At 72.7% G+C, this 15,795-nt stretch carries 13 protein-coding genes and 1 pseudogene; 8 read left to right on the plus strand and 6 right to left on the minus strand.

Features of this window, described 5'->3' with window-relative positions; all coding sequences use genetic code 11:
• Positions 1 to 2 precede the first annotated feature (2 nt).
• The 5 genes from ACLQ27_RS11600 to folP all read right to left on the minus strand — a co-directional run bounded on the left by ACLQ27_RS11600 (position 3) and on the right by folP (position 3,669).
• On the minus strand, positions 3 to 1,217 hold the full coding sequence (locus ACLQ27_RS11600; RefSeq protein WP_425866689.1) for an ABC transporter permease: 1,215 nt from the start codon (positions 1,215 to 1,217) through the stop codon (positions 3 to 5).
• 119 nt (positions 1,218 to 1,336) lie between these two features.
• Positions 1,337 to 1,864: a DUF3180 domain-containing protein gene (locus ACLQ27_RS11605; protein ID WP_425866691.1), complete on the minus strand. Its 528-nt coding sequence runs from the start codon at positions 1,862 to 1,864 to the stop codon at positions 1,337 to 1,339.
• Between the two features lie 19 nt (positions 1,865 to 1,883).
• Positions 1,884 to 2,411: a 2-amino-4-hydroxy-6-hydroxymethyldihydropteridine diphosphokinase gene (folK, locus tag ACLQ27_RS11610; protein ID WP_357498178.1), complete on the minus strand. Its 528-nt coding sequence runs from the start codon at positions 2,409 to 2,411 to the stop codon at positions 1,884 to 1,886.
• Positions 2,408 to 2,773, minus strand: coding sequence for a dihydroneopterin aldolase (gene folB / locus ACLQ27_RS11615; RefSeq protein ID WP_234587444.1), 366 nt, complete (start codon positions 2,771 to 2,773; stop codon positions 2,408 to 2,410). Before folB ends, folK begins: the two co-directional genes overlap by 4 nt.
• Positions 2,770 to 3,669, minus strand: a complete 900-nt coding sequence (gene folP, locus ACLQ27_RS11620; protein ID WP_425866693.1) for a dihydropteroate synthase — start codon at positions 3,667 to 3,669, stop codon at positions 2,770 to 2,772. Before folP ends, folB begins: the two co-directional genes overlap by 4 nt.
• A gap of 347 nt (positions 3,670 to 4,016) precedes the next feature.
• On the opposite strand from folP, the gene ACLQ27_RS11625 reads away from it, so the two are divergent.
• The 7 genes and pseudogenes from ACLQ27_RS11625 (at position 4,017) to ACLQ27_RS11655 (ending at position 12,455) form a co-directional block, all read left to right on the plus strand.
• Complete coding sequence (locus ACLQ27_RS11625) at positions 4,017 to 4,331, plus strand: hypothetical protein (protein WP_007466099.1); 315 nt, start codon at positions 4,017 to 4,019, stop codon at positions 4,329 to 4,331.
• 13 nt (positions 4,332 to 4,344) lie between these two features.
• Positions 4,345 to 4,707: a hypothetical protein gene (locus tag ACLQ27_RS11630; protein WP_007466101.1), complete on the plus strand. Its 363-nt coding sequence runs from the start codon at positions 4,345 to 4,347 to the stop codon at positions 4,705 to 4,707.
• 49 nt (positions 4,708 to 4,756) lie between these two features.
• Positions 4,757 to 8,156 (plus strand): annotated as a pseudogene (locus ACLQ27_RS11635) (ATP-binding protein).
• 1 nt (position 8,157) lies between these two features.
• Positions 8,158 to 10,116 carry an MFS transporter gene (locus tag ACLQ27_RS11640; protein ID WP_425866695.1) on the plus strand — a complete coding sequence of 653 codons (1,959 nt, stop codon included), beginning with the start codon at positions 8,158 to 8,160 and terminating at the stop codon, positions 10,114 to 10,116.
• Positions 10,113 to 10,670: a hypothetical protein gene (locus tag ACLQ27_RS11645; RefSeq protein WP_425866697.1), complete on the plus strand. Its 558-nt coding sequence runs from the start codon at positions 10,113 to 10,115 to the stop codon at positions 10,668 to 10,670. The genes ACLQ27_RS11640 and ACLQ27_RS11645 overlap by 4 nt, the downstream gene beginning before the upstream one ends.
• Entirely contained in the window at positions 10,667 to 11,842 is a 1,176-nt protein-coding gene (locus tag ACLQ27_RS11650) for a M23 family metallopeptidase (RefSeq protein ID WP_357498167.1), read from the plus strand. Before ACLQ27_RS11645 ends, ACLQ27_RS11650 begins: the two co-directional genes overlap by 4 nt.
• Before the next feature lie 13 nt (positions 11,843 to 11,855).
• Positions 11,856 to 12,455, plus strand: coding sequence for a hypothetical protein (locus ACLQ27_RS11655; RefSeq protein ID WP_425866699.1), 600 nt, complete (start codon positions 11,856 to 11,858; stop codon positions 12,453 to 12,455).
• On the opposite strand, the gene ACLQ27_RS11660 is transcribed toward ACLQ27_RS11655, so the two are convergent.
• A complete protein-coding gene (locus ACLQ27_RS11660) occupies positions 12,456 to 13,013 on the minus strand; it encodes a hypothetical protein (protein WP_425866835.1) in 558 nt (185 codons plus the stop codon).
• Between the two features lie 194 nt (positions 13,014 to 13,207).
• Between ACLQ27_RS11660 and ACLQ27_RS11665 the strand changes: the two genes are divergently transcribed.
• A complete protein-coding gene (locus ACLQ27_RS11665) occupies positions 13,208 to 15,769 on the plus strand; it encodes an FtsK/SpoIIIE domain-containing protein (protein ID WP_425866701.1) in 2,562 nt (853 codons plus the stop codon).
• The last annotated feature ends 26 nt before the right edge of the window (positions 15,770 to 15,795 follow it).

A 15,795-nucleotide genomic window follows, 5' to 3' on the forward strand; every position in this document is an offset into this window, starting at 1 on the left:
GCTCACCTGCCGTCGGCGTCCCAGTGCCGCGGGCCGGTCTCCCAGCGGGGGTCACGCCACGGGTCGGCCGGTTCCGGTGCGGGCGGTGTCGGCAGCGTCGGAGGCCAGTTTTCGGCCGGCGGTTGCCGGGGCACGTTCCATCCCGTGCTGATCGTGCCGTCGCCCACCGGCTCGATCCTCTCCGCGCTGCCCGGCCGGGGTCGCCCGAACGTCTCGACCAGCCGGGTCACCAGCAACCCGACGCCGAGGGCCACGCCACCGAGCGCCCAGCGACTCACCGTCCAGTCGCGCTCCGGCGCGTACGCCTGGAAGACGGTGACCAGGCCGACGGCCAGCACCGTGCCGAACACCCCGCCGCGGCGGCCGTACGCGCTGGTGCCGCCGAGCAGGGACACGCCGATGGCCAGGACGGTCCAGTCCAGCCCGGAGGTGGGCGTGACCGCCCCGGGGCCGTTGGCGGCGAGCAGGACACCGGCGAGCGTGGCCAGCACCGTGGAACCGACAAGCGCGACGGCGGCTACCACGGCTGCCAGCGTGCCCCGGCGACGGGCCGGGTCGGCCACCGGCCGGTACCTACCCACCAGCCGGCGGATCGACCTGATCGTGCCGAACAGACCGCCGAGGACCGCGACGGCGGCGAACCCGACGAAGAGGTAGCCGGCGGTGCGCCGAGGGTCGTAGTCCCCCTGCACCAGAATCGACGTCGAACGGCGCTCGATGTACACCACGACCCCGGCCGCCGCGGCCAGGCTCGCCGCCCAGGCGGGCACCTGTAACACCACCACGGCCAGCGCCAACACGAGACCGCCCACCGCGGCGACCACGACAGCCGACCCGACTGACGCCGTCAGACCCCGGTCGCCCTGCTCCGCGTAGTGCAGCGCTGCGGCGACCGCGACCGGTCCGACGGCCAGGTTGGGGGTGGAGGTGCGCAGGCTCAGCCCGGCGGCGAGAGCGAGCAGCCCGAGGCCGACCGCGCCGACCAGCAACGCACGCAGGCCGGCGCCGCGCAGCGCGTCCGGGTCGACCCGCCAGAGTAGCCAGCCCAGGGCGGCGAGACCGACCAGCAGCAGGAATTCCCAGATCATGTGCACGCCGACGCGGTCCCGGCCCGGCTCGCCGTGGGTGGGATCGTCGAAGACGTTCTCCAGGACGGCGGCAGGAACCCCGGACGAGGGTTCGACCGACCGGTCCCGGCCCGTGTCTTCGTACCCCATGGCACCGCCTCCCCAGTGGCCGGCCGCCCCCGGTCCGGCGCACGGACGGATCGGGGGCGGCCGTTGCTCTCCGATCGGAGGCACCGTACCCGCGCCCGGAGCCGGGCGTAACCCCCTGCTCAGCGCTGGCCGGGACGGCTCTGACGCTGGTCGGGCTCGTGCTCGTCGTCCGGGCGCTCCGGGACCCGACAGGATCGCTCCAGCCAGAGCGCGGCCCCGACCAGCGCCAGCGACGCCAGCAACCCGCCCCCGGCGGCCGGCCGGTCCTCGATGGCGGCCCGGGTGGTCTCGACGAAGAGCCAGCCGCTGAGACCGGCGTAGAAACCGGCGAAGATGGCCCCGGCCAGCGCCGACGCCTTGGCCAGCACCACGAACCGGGCGACCATCAGCGGGTTCACCGGATCCCGGCCGGGCTTGCGCTCGATGCGACCACGGGTGTTGACGGCCGCGTAGGCCTCCAGCACCGCGAGCGCGGCCAGCGTCACCACCGGCAGCCACGGCAGACGGGGGATGCCGCTGTAGTAGAGGGTGCTGATCAGCAGCCAGGCCAACGCCGCCGCGCCGAGGGCAGCCACGACGAGAGTCGATATCCGGGTGGGGCCCATCCGGCCCGGCCCGCCCGGTGGTGGGGACTTCGCCTGCGTCATGCCCGCCGGCTCCACTGGGTCATGCCGTCGACTCTAACGCCAGTTCGGGCCGGGGACGCAGTTCCAGCGCGTCGTCGGCGACCGGACCGGCGGTGAGCAGGTCGGTCAACCAGCCGTGGCCGGGCAGTCGCCCGTACGGCTGGATGTCGATCCACGGTCGCAGCACGAACGCGCGCAGGTGCGCCCGGGGGTGCGGCAGGGTCAGCTCCTCGTCGTCGCTGAGCACCGGCTCGTCGTCGTCGCCCCAGACCGCGATCACGTCCACGTCGAGGGTCCGCGGCCCGAACCGCCGCCCCGGGTCACGGACCCGGCCGGCCGCACGCTCCGCGACCCGGGACCGCTCCAGCCAGTCGCGGGGCGTGGCGGCGGCGTCCTGGGCCAGCAGCACGGCGTTGAGGTACGCGGGCTGGTCGGCGTCCCCCCACGGTGGAGTCTCGTACACGCCGGAGACCACAAGTACGGTGTCGCCGAACGTGGCGACTGCCGTCCGGAGGTGTTCCAGGCGGTCGCCGAGGTTGCTGCCGAGCGAGAGCACGGCCCGGGTCATCGGGTACGCGTCCGGGTCATCGTGACTGCCACGTCGGTGAACGTGTGCGGCACCGGCGCCTCCGGCTTGTGCACGGTGACCGTGGCGGTGCGGACCCGTTCGTCGGCCAGGCAGACGGCGAGCAGCCGGTCGGCGAGGGTCTCGATCAGGTTGACCGGCTCGCCGGTCACCACCGCCACCAGACGTTCGGCCAGCTCGCCGTAGTGGACCGTGGCGGTGACGTCGTCGCTGGCCGCCGCCGGGGCGAGGTCCAACTCCAGGACGGCGTCGACCACGAAGTCCTGCCCCTGGGCCCGTTCGAAGTCGTACACCCCGTGCCGGCCGCGGGCCCGCAGGCCGGTCAACTGGATCCGGTCGCTCATCGGTCTCCCTCTCGTCGGCCGGCGGCTGCGCGCACGGTCGGCCCAGCCGGGCCGGCCGGCACCAGGCGCGGGCTGCCGGTGGCGGCCCAGACGGCGAGCGCGTCCACGGTGGCCCGCACGTCGTGCACGCGTACGCCCCAGGCGCCCGCCGCGACGGCCAGCACACTGGTGGCCACGGTGGCGGCCTCCCGCTCGGCGGTGGGTCGCGGTGCGCCGTCGGCGCCGGCGAGCAGTCGACCGAGGTAGGACTTACGGCTGGCACCGAAGAGCAGCGGGTACCCGAGGTCCAGCAACTCCGGCAGGCGCGCGCTGAGTTCCCAGTTGTGGGCGGCCGTCTTGGCGAAGCCGAGGCCGGGGTCGATGACGATGCGGTCCGCCCCGACCCCGGCGGCCAGCGCCTCGTCGATCCGCTGGGCCAGTTCGTCCCGCACATCGGTCACCACGTCGGTGTAGCTCGCCAGGTCGCGCATCTGCCGCGAATGGCCACGCCAGTGCATCAGGACCCAGGGGCAGCCGGCGTCGCGGACGACGCGGGCCATGTCGGGGTCGGCCAACCCACCGGAGACGTCGTTGACCACTGCGGCGCCGGCACCCAACGCGGCCTCGGCCACGCGCGCCCGGCTGGTGTCGATGCTGACCGGCACACCGGCGGAGGTCAGCTCGCGGATGACCGGCAGCACCCGCTCGGCCTCGGTCACCGCGTCGATCCGCTCGGCGCCGGGGCGTGTCGACTCGCCGCCGATGTCGATCAGGTGTGCCCCGGCCTCGCGCAGACGCACGCCGTGTCCGACGGCCGCGTCGAGGTCGGCGTACCGTCCGCCGTCGGAGAAGGAGTCCGGCGTGACGTTGAGGACGCCCATCACCACCGGGCCCGGAGCCCGTACCAGATCGGTCACGACTAGACGGTACCGGTCGCGGCGGCGGCACCCGGCGGCCCGGGTCGACCACCCCTGACGTGCTCGTTAGAACAGGTGTACGATCGGTCATCCGGGCAGCATCAGGCAGTCCCTTCGCGGCTTGTCGCAATCCGGGGCGGCCCGTACGCTTTGGAATTGGCCAGCATCGAGATGGCGACGCTAGGAGGGAGGGCCGAAGCGGGGGAAAACCGCCCAAAACCTCGCCACCCTCCGTGGTGAGTAACGAACGCAGGGTCAAGAACGCTGCGCCCTGTGGAGCACATTTCCCGCCAGGCTCGTCCATTGCACCGCTGCGGCACCGCCGGCCGCGCTATGGGGAGGTTCCAGTGATCGCCTTCGAGCTCATGGAGACGGCGTCTTCCGGCGTCGCCCACGCGCTCTCCACTCTGGCGTCGGCTCCACTCGCGGAGCCGGCACCGAAGGGGATCGACACCAGCGGTGTCGTCACCTTCTTCGCCAGCAAGATCGCGCCGATCCTGCTCGCCGTCCTGGGCGTCATCTTCATCGGTCGCGCCAGCCGAGGCGAGATCTCCAAGGTGCTGACCAGCTCCGCGATCGCCATCGTCGGGCTCGCCTTCATCGCCGGCGCGGCAACACTCTTCTTCGTCGGCGATTACCTGATCGACCTGATCTTCGAATAGGCGCGTTCACCAGATGCGGCTACGCACCGACGACGACATCTACCGGGCCCGCCTGGTCTACCTCGGGCCGCCCGGCTACACCCTTCCGGTCCACCTGCCCTACGCCCAGTACGGGCTCTTCATGCTGCTCGTCCCCCTCTACATGTTCATCCACTGGCTGTTCACGTTGACTGTCGAACTCTTCCCAGCCTGGGAGATCGCGCTCGCCATCGTGACCACGTCGTTCATCTTCCGGCACGTCGACCCCGACCGGCCGGCGCGGGTGGTCATCCGCACCGCGCTCACCGACTGGCGACGCACCCGGGAGCCGGCGATCGAGCAGCGCGACCCGCGCCTGGTCGGCAGCCGGATCAGGATCCGGGAGGAGCTGGCATGACCGGGCGTACGCCGAGCGGTCTGTTGCACGATGCGGGTGAGGCGGTCGCATGAGTCGCTCTTCCACGCCGGGTCCCCCGGCCGGCCGCCCGGCCGTGCCGGCCAGTCACCGTGCGCAGTCATTTGATTACCCCGACGCCGAGGACGAGGTGGCGCTCGACCCCGCGCTGGTGACCTCACCCGGCCACGGCGCGGTAGGTGTGTTCCAGGCGCCTCGACCGGTCACCCGTCGGACGCCGCCCGCCGAGCCCAGCGCGGTCTCGGCCGGCGAGAACGCCGACATCGACTCGCCGTTCCTGGACCTGTTCGGTGGCGCGCGACCCAATGGTCCACGGGCCGTGACGGCAGGCCCTGCGACCCGAAGCCAGCCGGCCATCCCGCAGCAGCCGCCCGCGGTCGCCCCGGCCCCGGCCCGACCGACTCCCGAGCTGGAGCCACCGTGGACGCCCGACGACCGGTCCACCAGAGACCGACAGGCCGTCGAGCCACGGCGGACGGACGCCTACCCGGCCAGTGAATCCCGGGTGCCGCACCAGGCGGGCGACCGACACCCGATGCCGCACCCCTCGGACGACCCCGAGTCGACCGACGTGGGCGCGTCGGTGTCGACGGCCACCGGCTCGGCACCCCGGACGTCCACCGCGCCCGTCGTCCAACCGACGGCATCGGTGCGGCGACCGACCGCCCCGGCGGAACGGCCGGCCGCGCCCGCGGAACGGCCGGCCACCGCCGCCCCGAGCGACCGGCCGGCGCTGGAGCGGGCGCCGCGCCGCTCCGGGTCGGAGCGATCCAGGGAGGCCGGGAAGGAAGTCGCCCCGCCCCGCCAGCAGGCCGCGAGCAACCAGGACCGGCCGATCAAGCCAACCCGGGTCCGCGCTCCGAAGATCAAATTCGGAGACCGGGATCCGTCGGTCGAGCTGGCCATCACCGAGATCGCCGGCCACCTGACCTTCACCCCCAACACGGTCACCGCCTGGTACTGGCTGCCCGAGGTCCGCTGGGCCTTCCGCCCGGACGCCGAGCGTGAGGCGCTGCTGTCGGCGATCTCCGAGCAGTACGCCGGCCTGGCCGGTTTCCGGCTCCACCTGCGCCGGACCACCCGACCGTTCCCCGCCGACGAGTGGGCACGCACCATCGACGCGCACACCCCGGCACCGCTGCCCGACGTGGCCGGCACCACCGGCTGGGCGGACCACCTGGTCGCCGCCCAGCGGCACCTGATGGCCGTCAACCACGCCGAGGGGCAGACCTACCTGGGCGTCACCTTCGCCCGCCGCTCCCTCGGCGACTCCATGACCGAACGCCTGCTCCGCACCTTCGGCCGGGGCACCGCCGAGGGCGAGCGCCGCAAGCTGGGCCGCACCGTGGAACAGTTCGACGAGGTGCTCGGCGCATTCGGCATGCGGGGCCGACGAGTCACCGCCCAGGAGCTGGAGTGGCTGCTCTACCGCTCGGTGGCGCTGTGCATGGCACCCCCGGGCCGGCTCTCCCCGGTGACCGACGGGCAATGGGAGCGCGGTGACCTGCTCGCCCTGACCGAGCAGGTCGAGCGCTACCGCACCCCGTACGGCTCGACAGTGAAACTGGTCAACCGGATGACCGGCGAGGAACGGCACGTGGCCGTGCTCGCCGTCGGCCGGATGGAGCCGCTGGAGATCCCGGAGCGGCACGAGCCCTGGCTGCACTTCCACGAGCGGCTGCCCTGGCCGATGGAGATCTCCACCCGGGTCGACATCCTCGGTTCCGGCGACTCGTTCCGCAATCTCGAACACCGGCTGCGGATGATCCGCTCCCAGCAGCTCGACTACGCCGAGCACGGCATCGACGCGCCACCCGAGCTGGAACGCCTCGCCAAGCGGGCGCTGGTGATCGGCGACGAGATGACCACCGGGCTGCCGGTCGACTCGGCCCGCGCGCACGGCTGGCACCGGATCGCTGTCGGCGGCCGGACCAGGGAGGAGTGCCTGGAGCGGGCCCGCCGGCTCATCCAAGCTCTACTCCCGGGAGCTGCGCATCTCGCTGCAGCACCCGAAGAACCAGGACTGGCTGGCTCGCGAGTTCATCCCCGGCGAACCCATCGCCAACACCGGCTACGTCCGCCGGATGCCGGTGCCGCTGCTCGCCGCCGCGCTCCCCCAGGCCGCGTCCACCGTCGGTGACCGCAGGGGCGACCTGATCGGGCGTACCGCCGGCACCTGCCGCCGCCCGGTCTTCCTCGACCTGCACTTCCCCATGGAGGTACGCGAACGCTCCGGGCTCGCGGTCTTCGTGGCCGAGCCGGGCGGTGGCAAGTCGACGCTGCTCGGCGCGCTGGGCTACCTCGCCGCCCGACGAGGGGTCCAGGTGACCCTGCTCGACCCGTCCGGGCCGCTGGCCCGGCTCTGCGCCATGCCCGAGCTGCGGCCGTACTCCCGGGTGTTGAACCTGACCGGTTCGGAGCACGGCACCCTGGCGCCCTACTCACTCATCCCGACGCCACTGCGCAGTGAGTTCGCCACCGGCGCCGCCGGTGACCGCGAGTTCGAGATCGCGGTCTCCAACGCCCGGGCCGAGCGACGCATGCTGGTCCAGGACATCTGCATGATGCTCGTGCCGCCGCAGGTGGCCCGCGAGGCGTCGACCGCCACCCTGTTCCGGCACGCCGTTCGGCAGGTCCCCGCCGAGGAGACGTCCACCCTGGACGACGTCGTGAGCTGCCTCGGGCGGCTCGACGACGACGCCGGCAAGGAGCTGGCGAACCTGCTCCTGGACACCGCCGAGATGCCGCTGGCCATGCTCTTCTTCGGCCGGCCGCCGGAGGGTCTGCTCGGTGCCGACGCGGCGCTCACGGTGATCACGATGGCCGGGCTCCGGCTGCCCGACCTCAAGATCGAACGAGAGTACTGGTCCGCCGAGGAGGCCCTCGCCCTGCCGATGCTGCACACCGCGCACCGGCTCGCCGTCCGCCGCTGCTACGGCGGGTCGATGTCCTCCCGCAAGCTCGTCGGCCTCGACGAGGCGCACTTCATGGAGGGCTGGCGGTCGGGCCGGTCGTTCCTGGTCCGGCTCGCCCGGGACTCCCGCAAGTGGAACCTCGCCGCGCTGGTCGCCTCGCAGAACCCCCGCGACATCCTCGGCCTCGACGTGCAGAACCTGGTCTCCACCGTCTTCGTCGGCCGGATCGCCGAAGACGCCGAGATCGCCTCCGAAGCGCTGCGACTGCTGCGGGTGCCGGTCAACGACGGGTACGAGGCCACCCTGGCCTCGCTCTCCACCGCCGACACCAACTCGGCCAACCGCCTCGGATTCCGCGAGTTCGTGATGCGCGACGTCGACGGCCGCGTGCAGAAGGTTCGCGTCGACGTCTCGTACGTCGAGGGCCTGCTGGACCACCTGGACACGACGCCCGCCGCGATCGCCGCGGCGGCCGGAGTCCTGCCGAGCATCTCCCTGCCGGATCTGGAGGCGTGACATGGCTGGGCCCCGGGCACGGATCGCGTCGTTCCTGCTCGCGCTCGGCGTGCTGGCCGGGGCCACCCTCAGCTGGCCGCTGATCGGCGCGGAGGCGGCCGCGGCCGCCCCACCGGTCGCCCAGGCCCGCGCCGACCTCTGCACGACAGCCGAATGGCAGGCGGACTTCCGGGCCTGCGTAGGGAAGCTCCAGGCGGTCAGCGAGGACGAGGTCAAGTGCCGCAACGCGCCGACCCCGGGCGCACCGGACTCCGGCCTCGCCGGCTGGTTCGCCGGTCGTCCGGACTCCGCGAAGCAACCCGGGCCGAAGGGGCTCTACAGCGACTACGGCTACGCCGGATACAGCTATCCGACGTACGACATCCCCGGCGGCTGCGCGTCGTCGGTCCTGCATCCGGATTACAAGTTCACCACCACCGTGGCGAACGGCGAGTTCATGGTGGCCACCGCGATCGTCGGTGCCTCCAATGCGCTACGGGAACGCGCCTGGGACCCCCGGTCTATGTGGGGCTGGGCCGACCCGCTGGTCGAGAAGGCGACCAAGGCCGTCTACGAGAAGGTGTTCAGCGTCTTCGGGATCGTCACGCTGTGCGTGGTGGGGCTCTATCTGCTCTGGCGATCCCGGCAGTCGGACATGAGCAACGCCATGACCACCGCCGGCTGGGCTCTGTTGGTGATGGTCGCGGTCACCGCACTCGCCGCATGGCCGGTGAAATCGGCGAACATCGCAGACGGCACTCTGGTCACTTCGCTGGGCGTGGTGCACGATGCGGTGGGCCCGGCAGCCCGGGATACCCCGCCGGACCGCTGCACTCTCCCCAACCCGGACGCGTGTGTTGACAAGCGTCCACCAGCCGTACGAGCCAGCGACACCGCCACCGAGGCGATGCTCTATCGGAACTGGCTACGGGGTGTGCTCGGTTCGGCCGACAGTGAGACGGCCCGCAAGTACGGGCCGGCGCTGTATGACGCCAAGGCGCTCTCGTGGGACGAGGTCGAGAAGATGCGCGCCAACCCGGCTACCCGGGAGGCGACGATCAAGGCCAAGCAGCAGCAGTGGGCGCGGGTGGCCGAGCAGATTCAGACCGAGGACCCGGAGGCTTACGAGTACCTCCAGGGTGTCCGGGACATGGACCGGGTCGGCGCCGGGTTCATCGCGGTGCTGGCCTCGATCCTGTTCGCCATGTTCGACCTGACCGCGTCGCTGCTGGTTCTGCTGGGCTTCCTGATCTTCCGATGGGCAGTGATCGCGGCACCCATCCTGGGCACTGTCGGGTTGCTCCGACCAGCCAGTGCCGGCCTGCGGCGGCTCGCGAACGCCGTGGTCGCCGCGATCTTCAACATCGCCATCTTCGGCACCGGGGCCGCCATCTACCTGTTCGCGGTCGATCTGATCATGAGTACGCCCACGCTGCCCGGCTGGCTCCAGGTGGTGCTGGTGTGGTTGTGCGGAGTGGTTGGCTGGTTGCTGCTGCGGCCGTACCGGCGGATCACCCAGCTCGGCGGCAAGGACAGCAGCGAGGCGGTCAGCTCGGCGGGGTCCTGGCACCGCCGGTTCTTCCGGGACATGCGGACGGCGGCCCGGCTCGACGTGGCCGAGCCCGGGGGGACGATGGAACCGGTGGGCGGACGCCGCCGGTCGCCGGTCGCCGAGCAGACCCGGCTGCGCCCGGAGGCCCGCCGGGAAGACCCGGCCCCGGCGCCGACGCCAACCCCGGTCGCGGGCGGACGCGGCAGCGACGGTCGACCGGACGGTCAGGAACGCGCCGATGAGGCGCCGGCGAAGGAGACCGGCAACAGAGGTCGTCAGGTGCCGCCGCAGCCGCGTCGACGGCAGCCGGCGACCTGGACCGAACCGGACGTACCGTCGGAGAACCCGTCGTTCGTGGTCTACCGGCCGGGCTCCACCGAACGTGTGCCGGACCGCACCGGACCTCGGGTGCGCTCAGAGGCTCGGTGACAGCGATGCGACGGGCCCTGGAATTCCTCTTCACCCGGGCGTTGCGGTCTCGGCTGGGAGTGGCGGTGGTGATCGCGGTACTGGTCTTCGGGGTGATCGGGGCGGCCCGCCTCGCGTCCGGCCCGATGGACCCGGCGGACGGCTTGAGCAGCCGACCGAACCGGCCGATCACCACCGTCGACCCGACGGCCGGTGACGACGGGGTGATCTCCACCGAGGCTCCGCCGTCGCCGGTCACCCGGCCCGGCGCCCGCACGCCGGAGCAGACCGCCGACCGGTTCGCCTCGGCGTGGCTCGGTCGACCCGGCATGAGCACCGAACAGTGGCAGGCCGGCCTGCGGCCGTTGTCGACCCCGGCGCTGACCGAGAAGCTGGCCGGCGCCGAGCCCGGTGGCGTGCCGGACGGGGAGGTGACCGGCCCACCATCGGTGCGATCGCGCACCGACACGTTCGTCGAGGTGCTGCTACCGCTCGACACCGGGCGGCTCCGGTTGGAGCTGGTGGTTGCGGACGAGGGTTGGCTGGTCGACGTGATCGACTGGGAGCGACAGTGACCGCCGGCCGAGCGGGCCGCGCTCTTCGCCGCCCGATACGGGTCGGCGTGATCGCCTCGGTGCTCACCGGGGTGCTGCTCCTGCTCTGCTGCACCGGAGGCACCGCGGCGTTCTTTCTCAGCGGTCTCGGCGGCGATGCGGAGAACGGGGACGCCCTGGCCGGCTGGGGCTGCGGACCAGTGCGCCCGGTGGACATTGTCGGCGAGCTGCCCCGGTTCGCCGAGTATGGCGACGCTCAGGTCCGCAACGCGGCGATCATCATCAAGGTCGGCCAGGACATGGGGGTGCCCTCGCGTGGCTGGGTGATCGCCCTGGCCACCGCCATGCAGGAGTCCGCGCTGCGTAATCTGGCGAACACCGGGGTGCCCGCCTCGCTCGCCCTGCCGCACGAGGGCGTCGGCGCGGACCACGACTCGTTGGGCCTGTTCCAGCAGCGGCCGGGATGGGGCTCGGTCGCCGAGCGGATGACTCCCGCTTACACGGCCCGGAAGTTCTACGAAAAGCTCGTGAAGGTGCGCAGCTGGCAGCGCCGACCGCTGACCGTCGTGGCCCAGCAGGTCCAGGTCAGCGCCTATCCGGACGCGTACGCCAAGCACGAGGAGCTGGCCAGCAAGATCGTGGACGCGTTGGCCGGTGGCGCGGCCCGCACCGTCGAGATCAACGGAAAGGCGGTGTGCGATGCGGCCGAGCGCGGCCAGATCGCCGCCTCCGGCTGGACCGCGCCGATCTCCGGTGACGTGGGCTCCGGCTTCCAGACCGCCGACCGACCCAGCCACAACGGCGTCGACATCGGAGCGGGCAAGGGCACCGAGATCCGTGCCGCGGCCGCCGGCCGGGTGCTCGTAGCCCGCTGCGACCCGGACAAGCGCGGACGGCGGAGCTGCGACGTGGACGGGTACCCCGGCAAGGGCGGCTGCGGCTGGTTCGTCGACATCCTGCACGCCGGCGGCTACATCACCCGGTACTGCCACATGGTGGTCCGCCCCCGGGTCACACCCGATCAGATCGTGCCGGCCGGCGAGGTGATCGGGCAGGTGGGCAGCAGCGGTAACTCGTCCGGTCCACACCTGCACTTCGAGGTGCACCTGCGAAACGACAGGTCCAGCCGGGGCGCGACCGACCCGATTCCGTTCATGCGCGCGCGGGGCGCCCCGCTGCGCGCCGCGGAGTGAGGCTGTCGCGGGCATGACCGGACCGATGCCGGACCCGTTCGCCGACCAGCCCGACTGGGCGCCCCGGCCACCCCGCCCACTCGCCATCGTGCCCGCCACCGGCCGTGTGGAATTACGCGGGCAGCGGGTGCTGGTCGGGCTACCCGGGCTGGGCTGGCGAGGGGACCTGCGCGCGGACGACCGCGTCGTGCAGGGTGCCCGGACCTACGTGCCGGTCATCCCCGAGCACGAGTGGTACCGGGCCGAGGCCGACCAGGTCGAGGTGTTCGCGCCGCTGGTGCCGGTGGAGCGGGTCTGGGTGGAGACGGTCGGTGAACGGCCCGGATCGGACGACACCCGGGACAGCGGCATCCGGCTGGTCTCGCTGGACGGGCCGTCCCACCGGTCCCCCACGCCGGTGTTCGAGGCGGACGCGGTCACCGGCCGCCGGGTGGTGCACGTCGAGGGTGGGCTGGAGCACCGGGACATACGGGCCGTCACCGAGACCTACTCCGGGGCCGAGGGCGACATCTGCGTGCGGATCACGCCCGAAGTCGAGTGGTACCGCTGGGCCTGGCGTGGCCAGTCACCCACCACCCTGGAGGTTCCGGTCCATCTGCTGTGGATCGAGTGATTAAGTCGCAGGTTGCCCGCTGCATACTCGCCACCCTTCGTCTAACCGGGTGTTGAATCGCCAGGACTGTCGCTCACTTTGCCGTATGCCGTCCACCAAAGCGGAAATGATCAGAGTGACCTGAACGTCAGCAGTGCCGCCTTCTTTCTGAAAGCCGAGGCTGCCCCAACTGACCGAGATCGTGACCTTAAAGCGATCCTCACGCGAGAGCAGGTCGGCTCGTAGCGCGCGAAGTGGCTCCAGTTGTGTTCCGCCCTCGCACGTGTACTGGTCAGCTCGTGCGTCGTTGCGGTCCACGAGAAATGCCCGCAGGTAGTTGTCGACAACCACGTCGGGGGCGCTGCGGTCGGGAGCGGCCGCCCGGTTGTACAACACGTACCCCGTCGCCACCGCACCGAGGCAGAGCAGGGCGAGCACCCCACCGACCACGGTGAGGACGGTTCGCAGTCGGCGACGGCGCGGTTGTGGTGCCGGCGCTGGCGGGGCCGGCGGCAGCTGCTCGGACGGTGTCCGTTGGGCCGGTACGCGGGAGACCTGGGAACCGGCGGGGGGCTGCACTGATTCCACCTCCTGAAGTTATCGGCTGGACGGCCCGGAGCCAATGCCTCAGATCCAGCGGATCGTGACGGACCCCTCCCCACCGGTGAGATCCGCGACAACACCGGCGCACCGCCGTGGTACCTCCCGGAGGAGCGGCTCGGGCTGGGATACCGTCACTGCTCGGGGAGGGGTTGCCAACCTCGGGTGAGGGGGTGGACACGGTGGCCGGTCCGAAGGCACGCACGAACCGGGCGGCGGCGCTGCACCGCCGGGCCGCAGCTGTCGTGACCGCCGCGGCCGGCATCCTCGATGAGACTCGACCGGCCCCCGCGGATCAGCGCCGCCAGTACGAGTTGGCCGACCGGCTGCGGGTGGTTGCCGCGCGGCTGGCGCCGGGCTGGTCGGGCGCCGATCTGGACTCGCTCACCGTGGATTCGCCGGCGGGTGACGGCCCGCCGCCCTTCGTGCGGGTGGGTACGGCGGCGCCGTTGGATGACGCCCGCTTCCCGGCGCTCGTGCCGCTGATCGGGGTCGGCCATCTGAGCGTGGACGCCGATGCGCGGGAGCCCCGGGTGGCGGGGTTGCTGCGGGCCGTGCTGCTGCGGTTGCTGGGCGGGGCGCCGGCCGGGGCGCTGCTGGTGCGCGCGGTGGACGCCACGGGTGCGGTGCTGACGCCGTTCGGCGCGCTGGCCGATGCCGGGCTGCTGCCGCCACCGGCGGTGGACGTGGCGGGTCTGCGGGCGGTGTTGACGGAGGCGGAGCAGTGGGTGACCCCGGGTGCGAGCGGGCGTCGTCGCCACGATCGCACCCTGCTGCTGGTGGTCGCCGCGTTGCCGGAGCTGACCGGCCCGACCGACCTGGCCCGGATCGAGGCGCTGGCCGAGCAGGGGCCCGCGGCCGGCCTGCACCTGGTGGTGGCCGGTTGGCCGCCACCGGGCCCGTACGCGTCCCGGGCGCCGTTGCCGCAGGCGACCTCGCTGGTGCTGCGCAACGCGTACGCGCTGCTCGGCGATCCGCCGGGGGCGTCGTTCGCGAGCCCCGGTGCCGAGCCACCGGGCGGGTTGAACTCACCGGTCTTCGTGGAGACGGACCCGCCGGCGGATCTCGTCGACGCGGTCTGTCGACGGCTCGCAGCCCAGGTGGAGGCGGGTTCCCGGCTGGCGTTGGCCGATCTCCTGCCGGCGACGGGTGAGCAACTCTGGGAGGCGGACTCCTCGGACAGCCTCACCACGATGGTGGGTGACGCCGGGGGCCGGCCGGTGCCGCTGGGCTTCACCGAGTTGACCCCGCACTGGCTGGTCAGCGGCCGTTCCGGGGCGGGACGTGCGGCGTTCCTGACCACCGCGCTGCTGGGGCTCGCTGCGCGGTACGGCCCGGACGACCTGGCGCTGTACCTGGCGGATCTGGGCGACGGTGAGTCGTTCGTGGAGTTTCTGCAGACCGAGCGGGACCGCTCCTGGATCCCGCACGTGCGGGCTGCGGCGATGGCGGCCGACCGGGAGTACGTCCGGGATCTGCTCGACCAGTTGACGGCCGAGGTGCAGCGCCGTGCGGAGGCGGCCGGGCGGGCCGGCGGGCAGCGCTTCGCGGAGCTGCGCCAGCACCGGTCGCTGCCCCGCATCGTCTGTGTGGTGGACAATGTGCCGCTGCTCTTCGCTGAGCGCGATCGGCTGGCCGGCGAGCTGACCGCGCAGGTGGACCAGCTGGCCCGCACCGGTCGGGCGTACGGCGTACACCTGGTGCTGGCCGGCGCGGGTGAGTTGGGGTTGAGTGGCCGCGCGGACGCCGGGCACCGGGATTCGGTTCTCGGACAGTTCCCGGTGCGGGTGGCGTTGCCGGGTGGCGGCCCGGTGCTGGAGCCGACCAACGACTCGGCCGCAGGGCTGCCGGTGGGCAGCGCGGTGGTGAACACCGCCGGAGGGCTGGGTGGTCCCCGGGGCGCGATCCGTGGCCACGAGCGGTTGATCCGGCACCCGGATCCGCTGGACCATCCGGAGGTCGTCGAGCAACTGCGGCACGAGCTGTGGGCGGCCCGGCCGGCCGGGTCGGCGCCACCTGTGGTGTTCGCCGGTTACGCTCGCCCGCTGCTGAGCAACGATCCGCGTCACCGGGCGGCCCTGGCGGGCCAGGCGCACGGGCCGGCGGCTCTGCTCGGCCGGGCGGTGGACGTGGCCCGTACGACGGTTGCCGTTCCGATGGGGCCGGCGGCCGGTCGGAACCTCGCCGTGCTGGGCTCGGGACCGGCGGCGGGTGGCCTGTTGGCGACGGCGGCCCGGAGCACCGCGGCTCATCACCCGCCGGGCACCGCCCGGTTCCTGGTGGCCGCGCCGGACCAGGGGGCACGCCCCTTGGCGGAGGAGTTGACGGCCGAGCTGGCCGCCCGCCATCCGGCGTGCCTGGTGGACGTGCCGACGCTGCTCGCGGACACCGACGGGGAGCTGCCGACGTACCTGGTGGTCTTCGGGTTGGATCGGCCCGGGCCGCGGGAGTTGCCGGCCGACCGGTTGCGCGCGCTGCTGCGGGACGGGCCGCCGGCGGGCCGGCACCTGCTGGGCTGGTGGCGGGCGGTGCCGCCGTTCGCCGCGCTGCTGGAGCCGGACGGCGAGGTCGACAAGCTCGCCGCCGTCGTGGTGCTGGACGTGCCGGCGGCGCAGCTCGCCGCCGTCTTCGGCCGGCCGGTCCAGTGGCGGGCGCACCCGGAGCGGGCGGCGCTGTGGGACGGTCCGGACGAGCGGGGCACGGTCCTGGTGCCGTTCGCCGACGGGGTGGGGTGAGCGGGCGGTGCGCGCGGGAGGTGTCG

Origin of the sequence: Micromonospora sp. DT63 (assembly GCF_049841615.1) — a bacterium.
In the GTDB taxonomy this organism is placed as follows: Bacteria; Actinomycetota; Actinomycetes; order Mycobacteriales; family Micromonosporaceae; genus Micromonospora.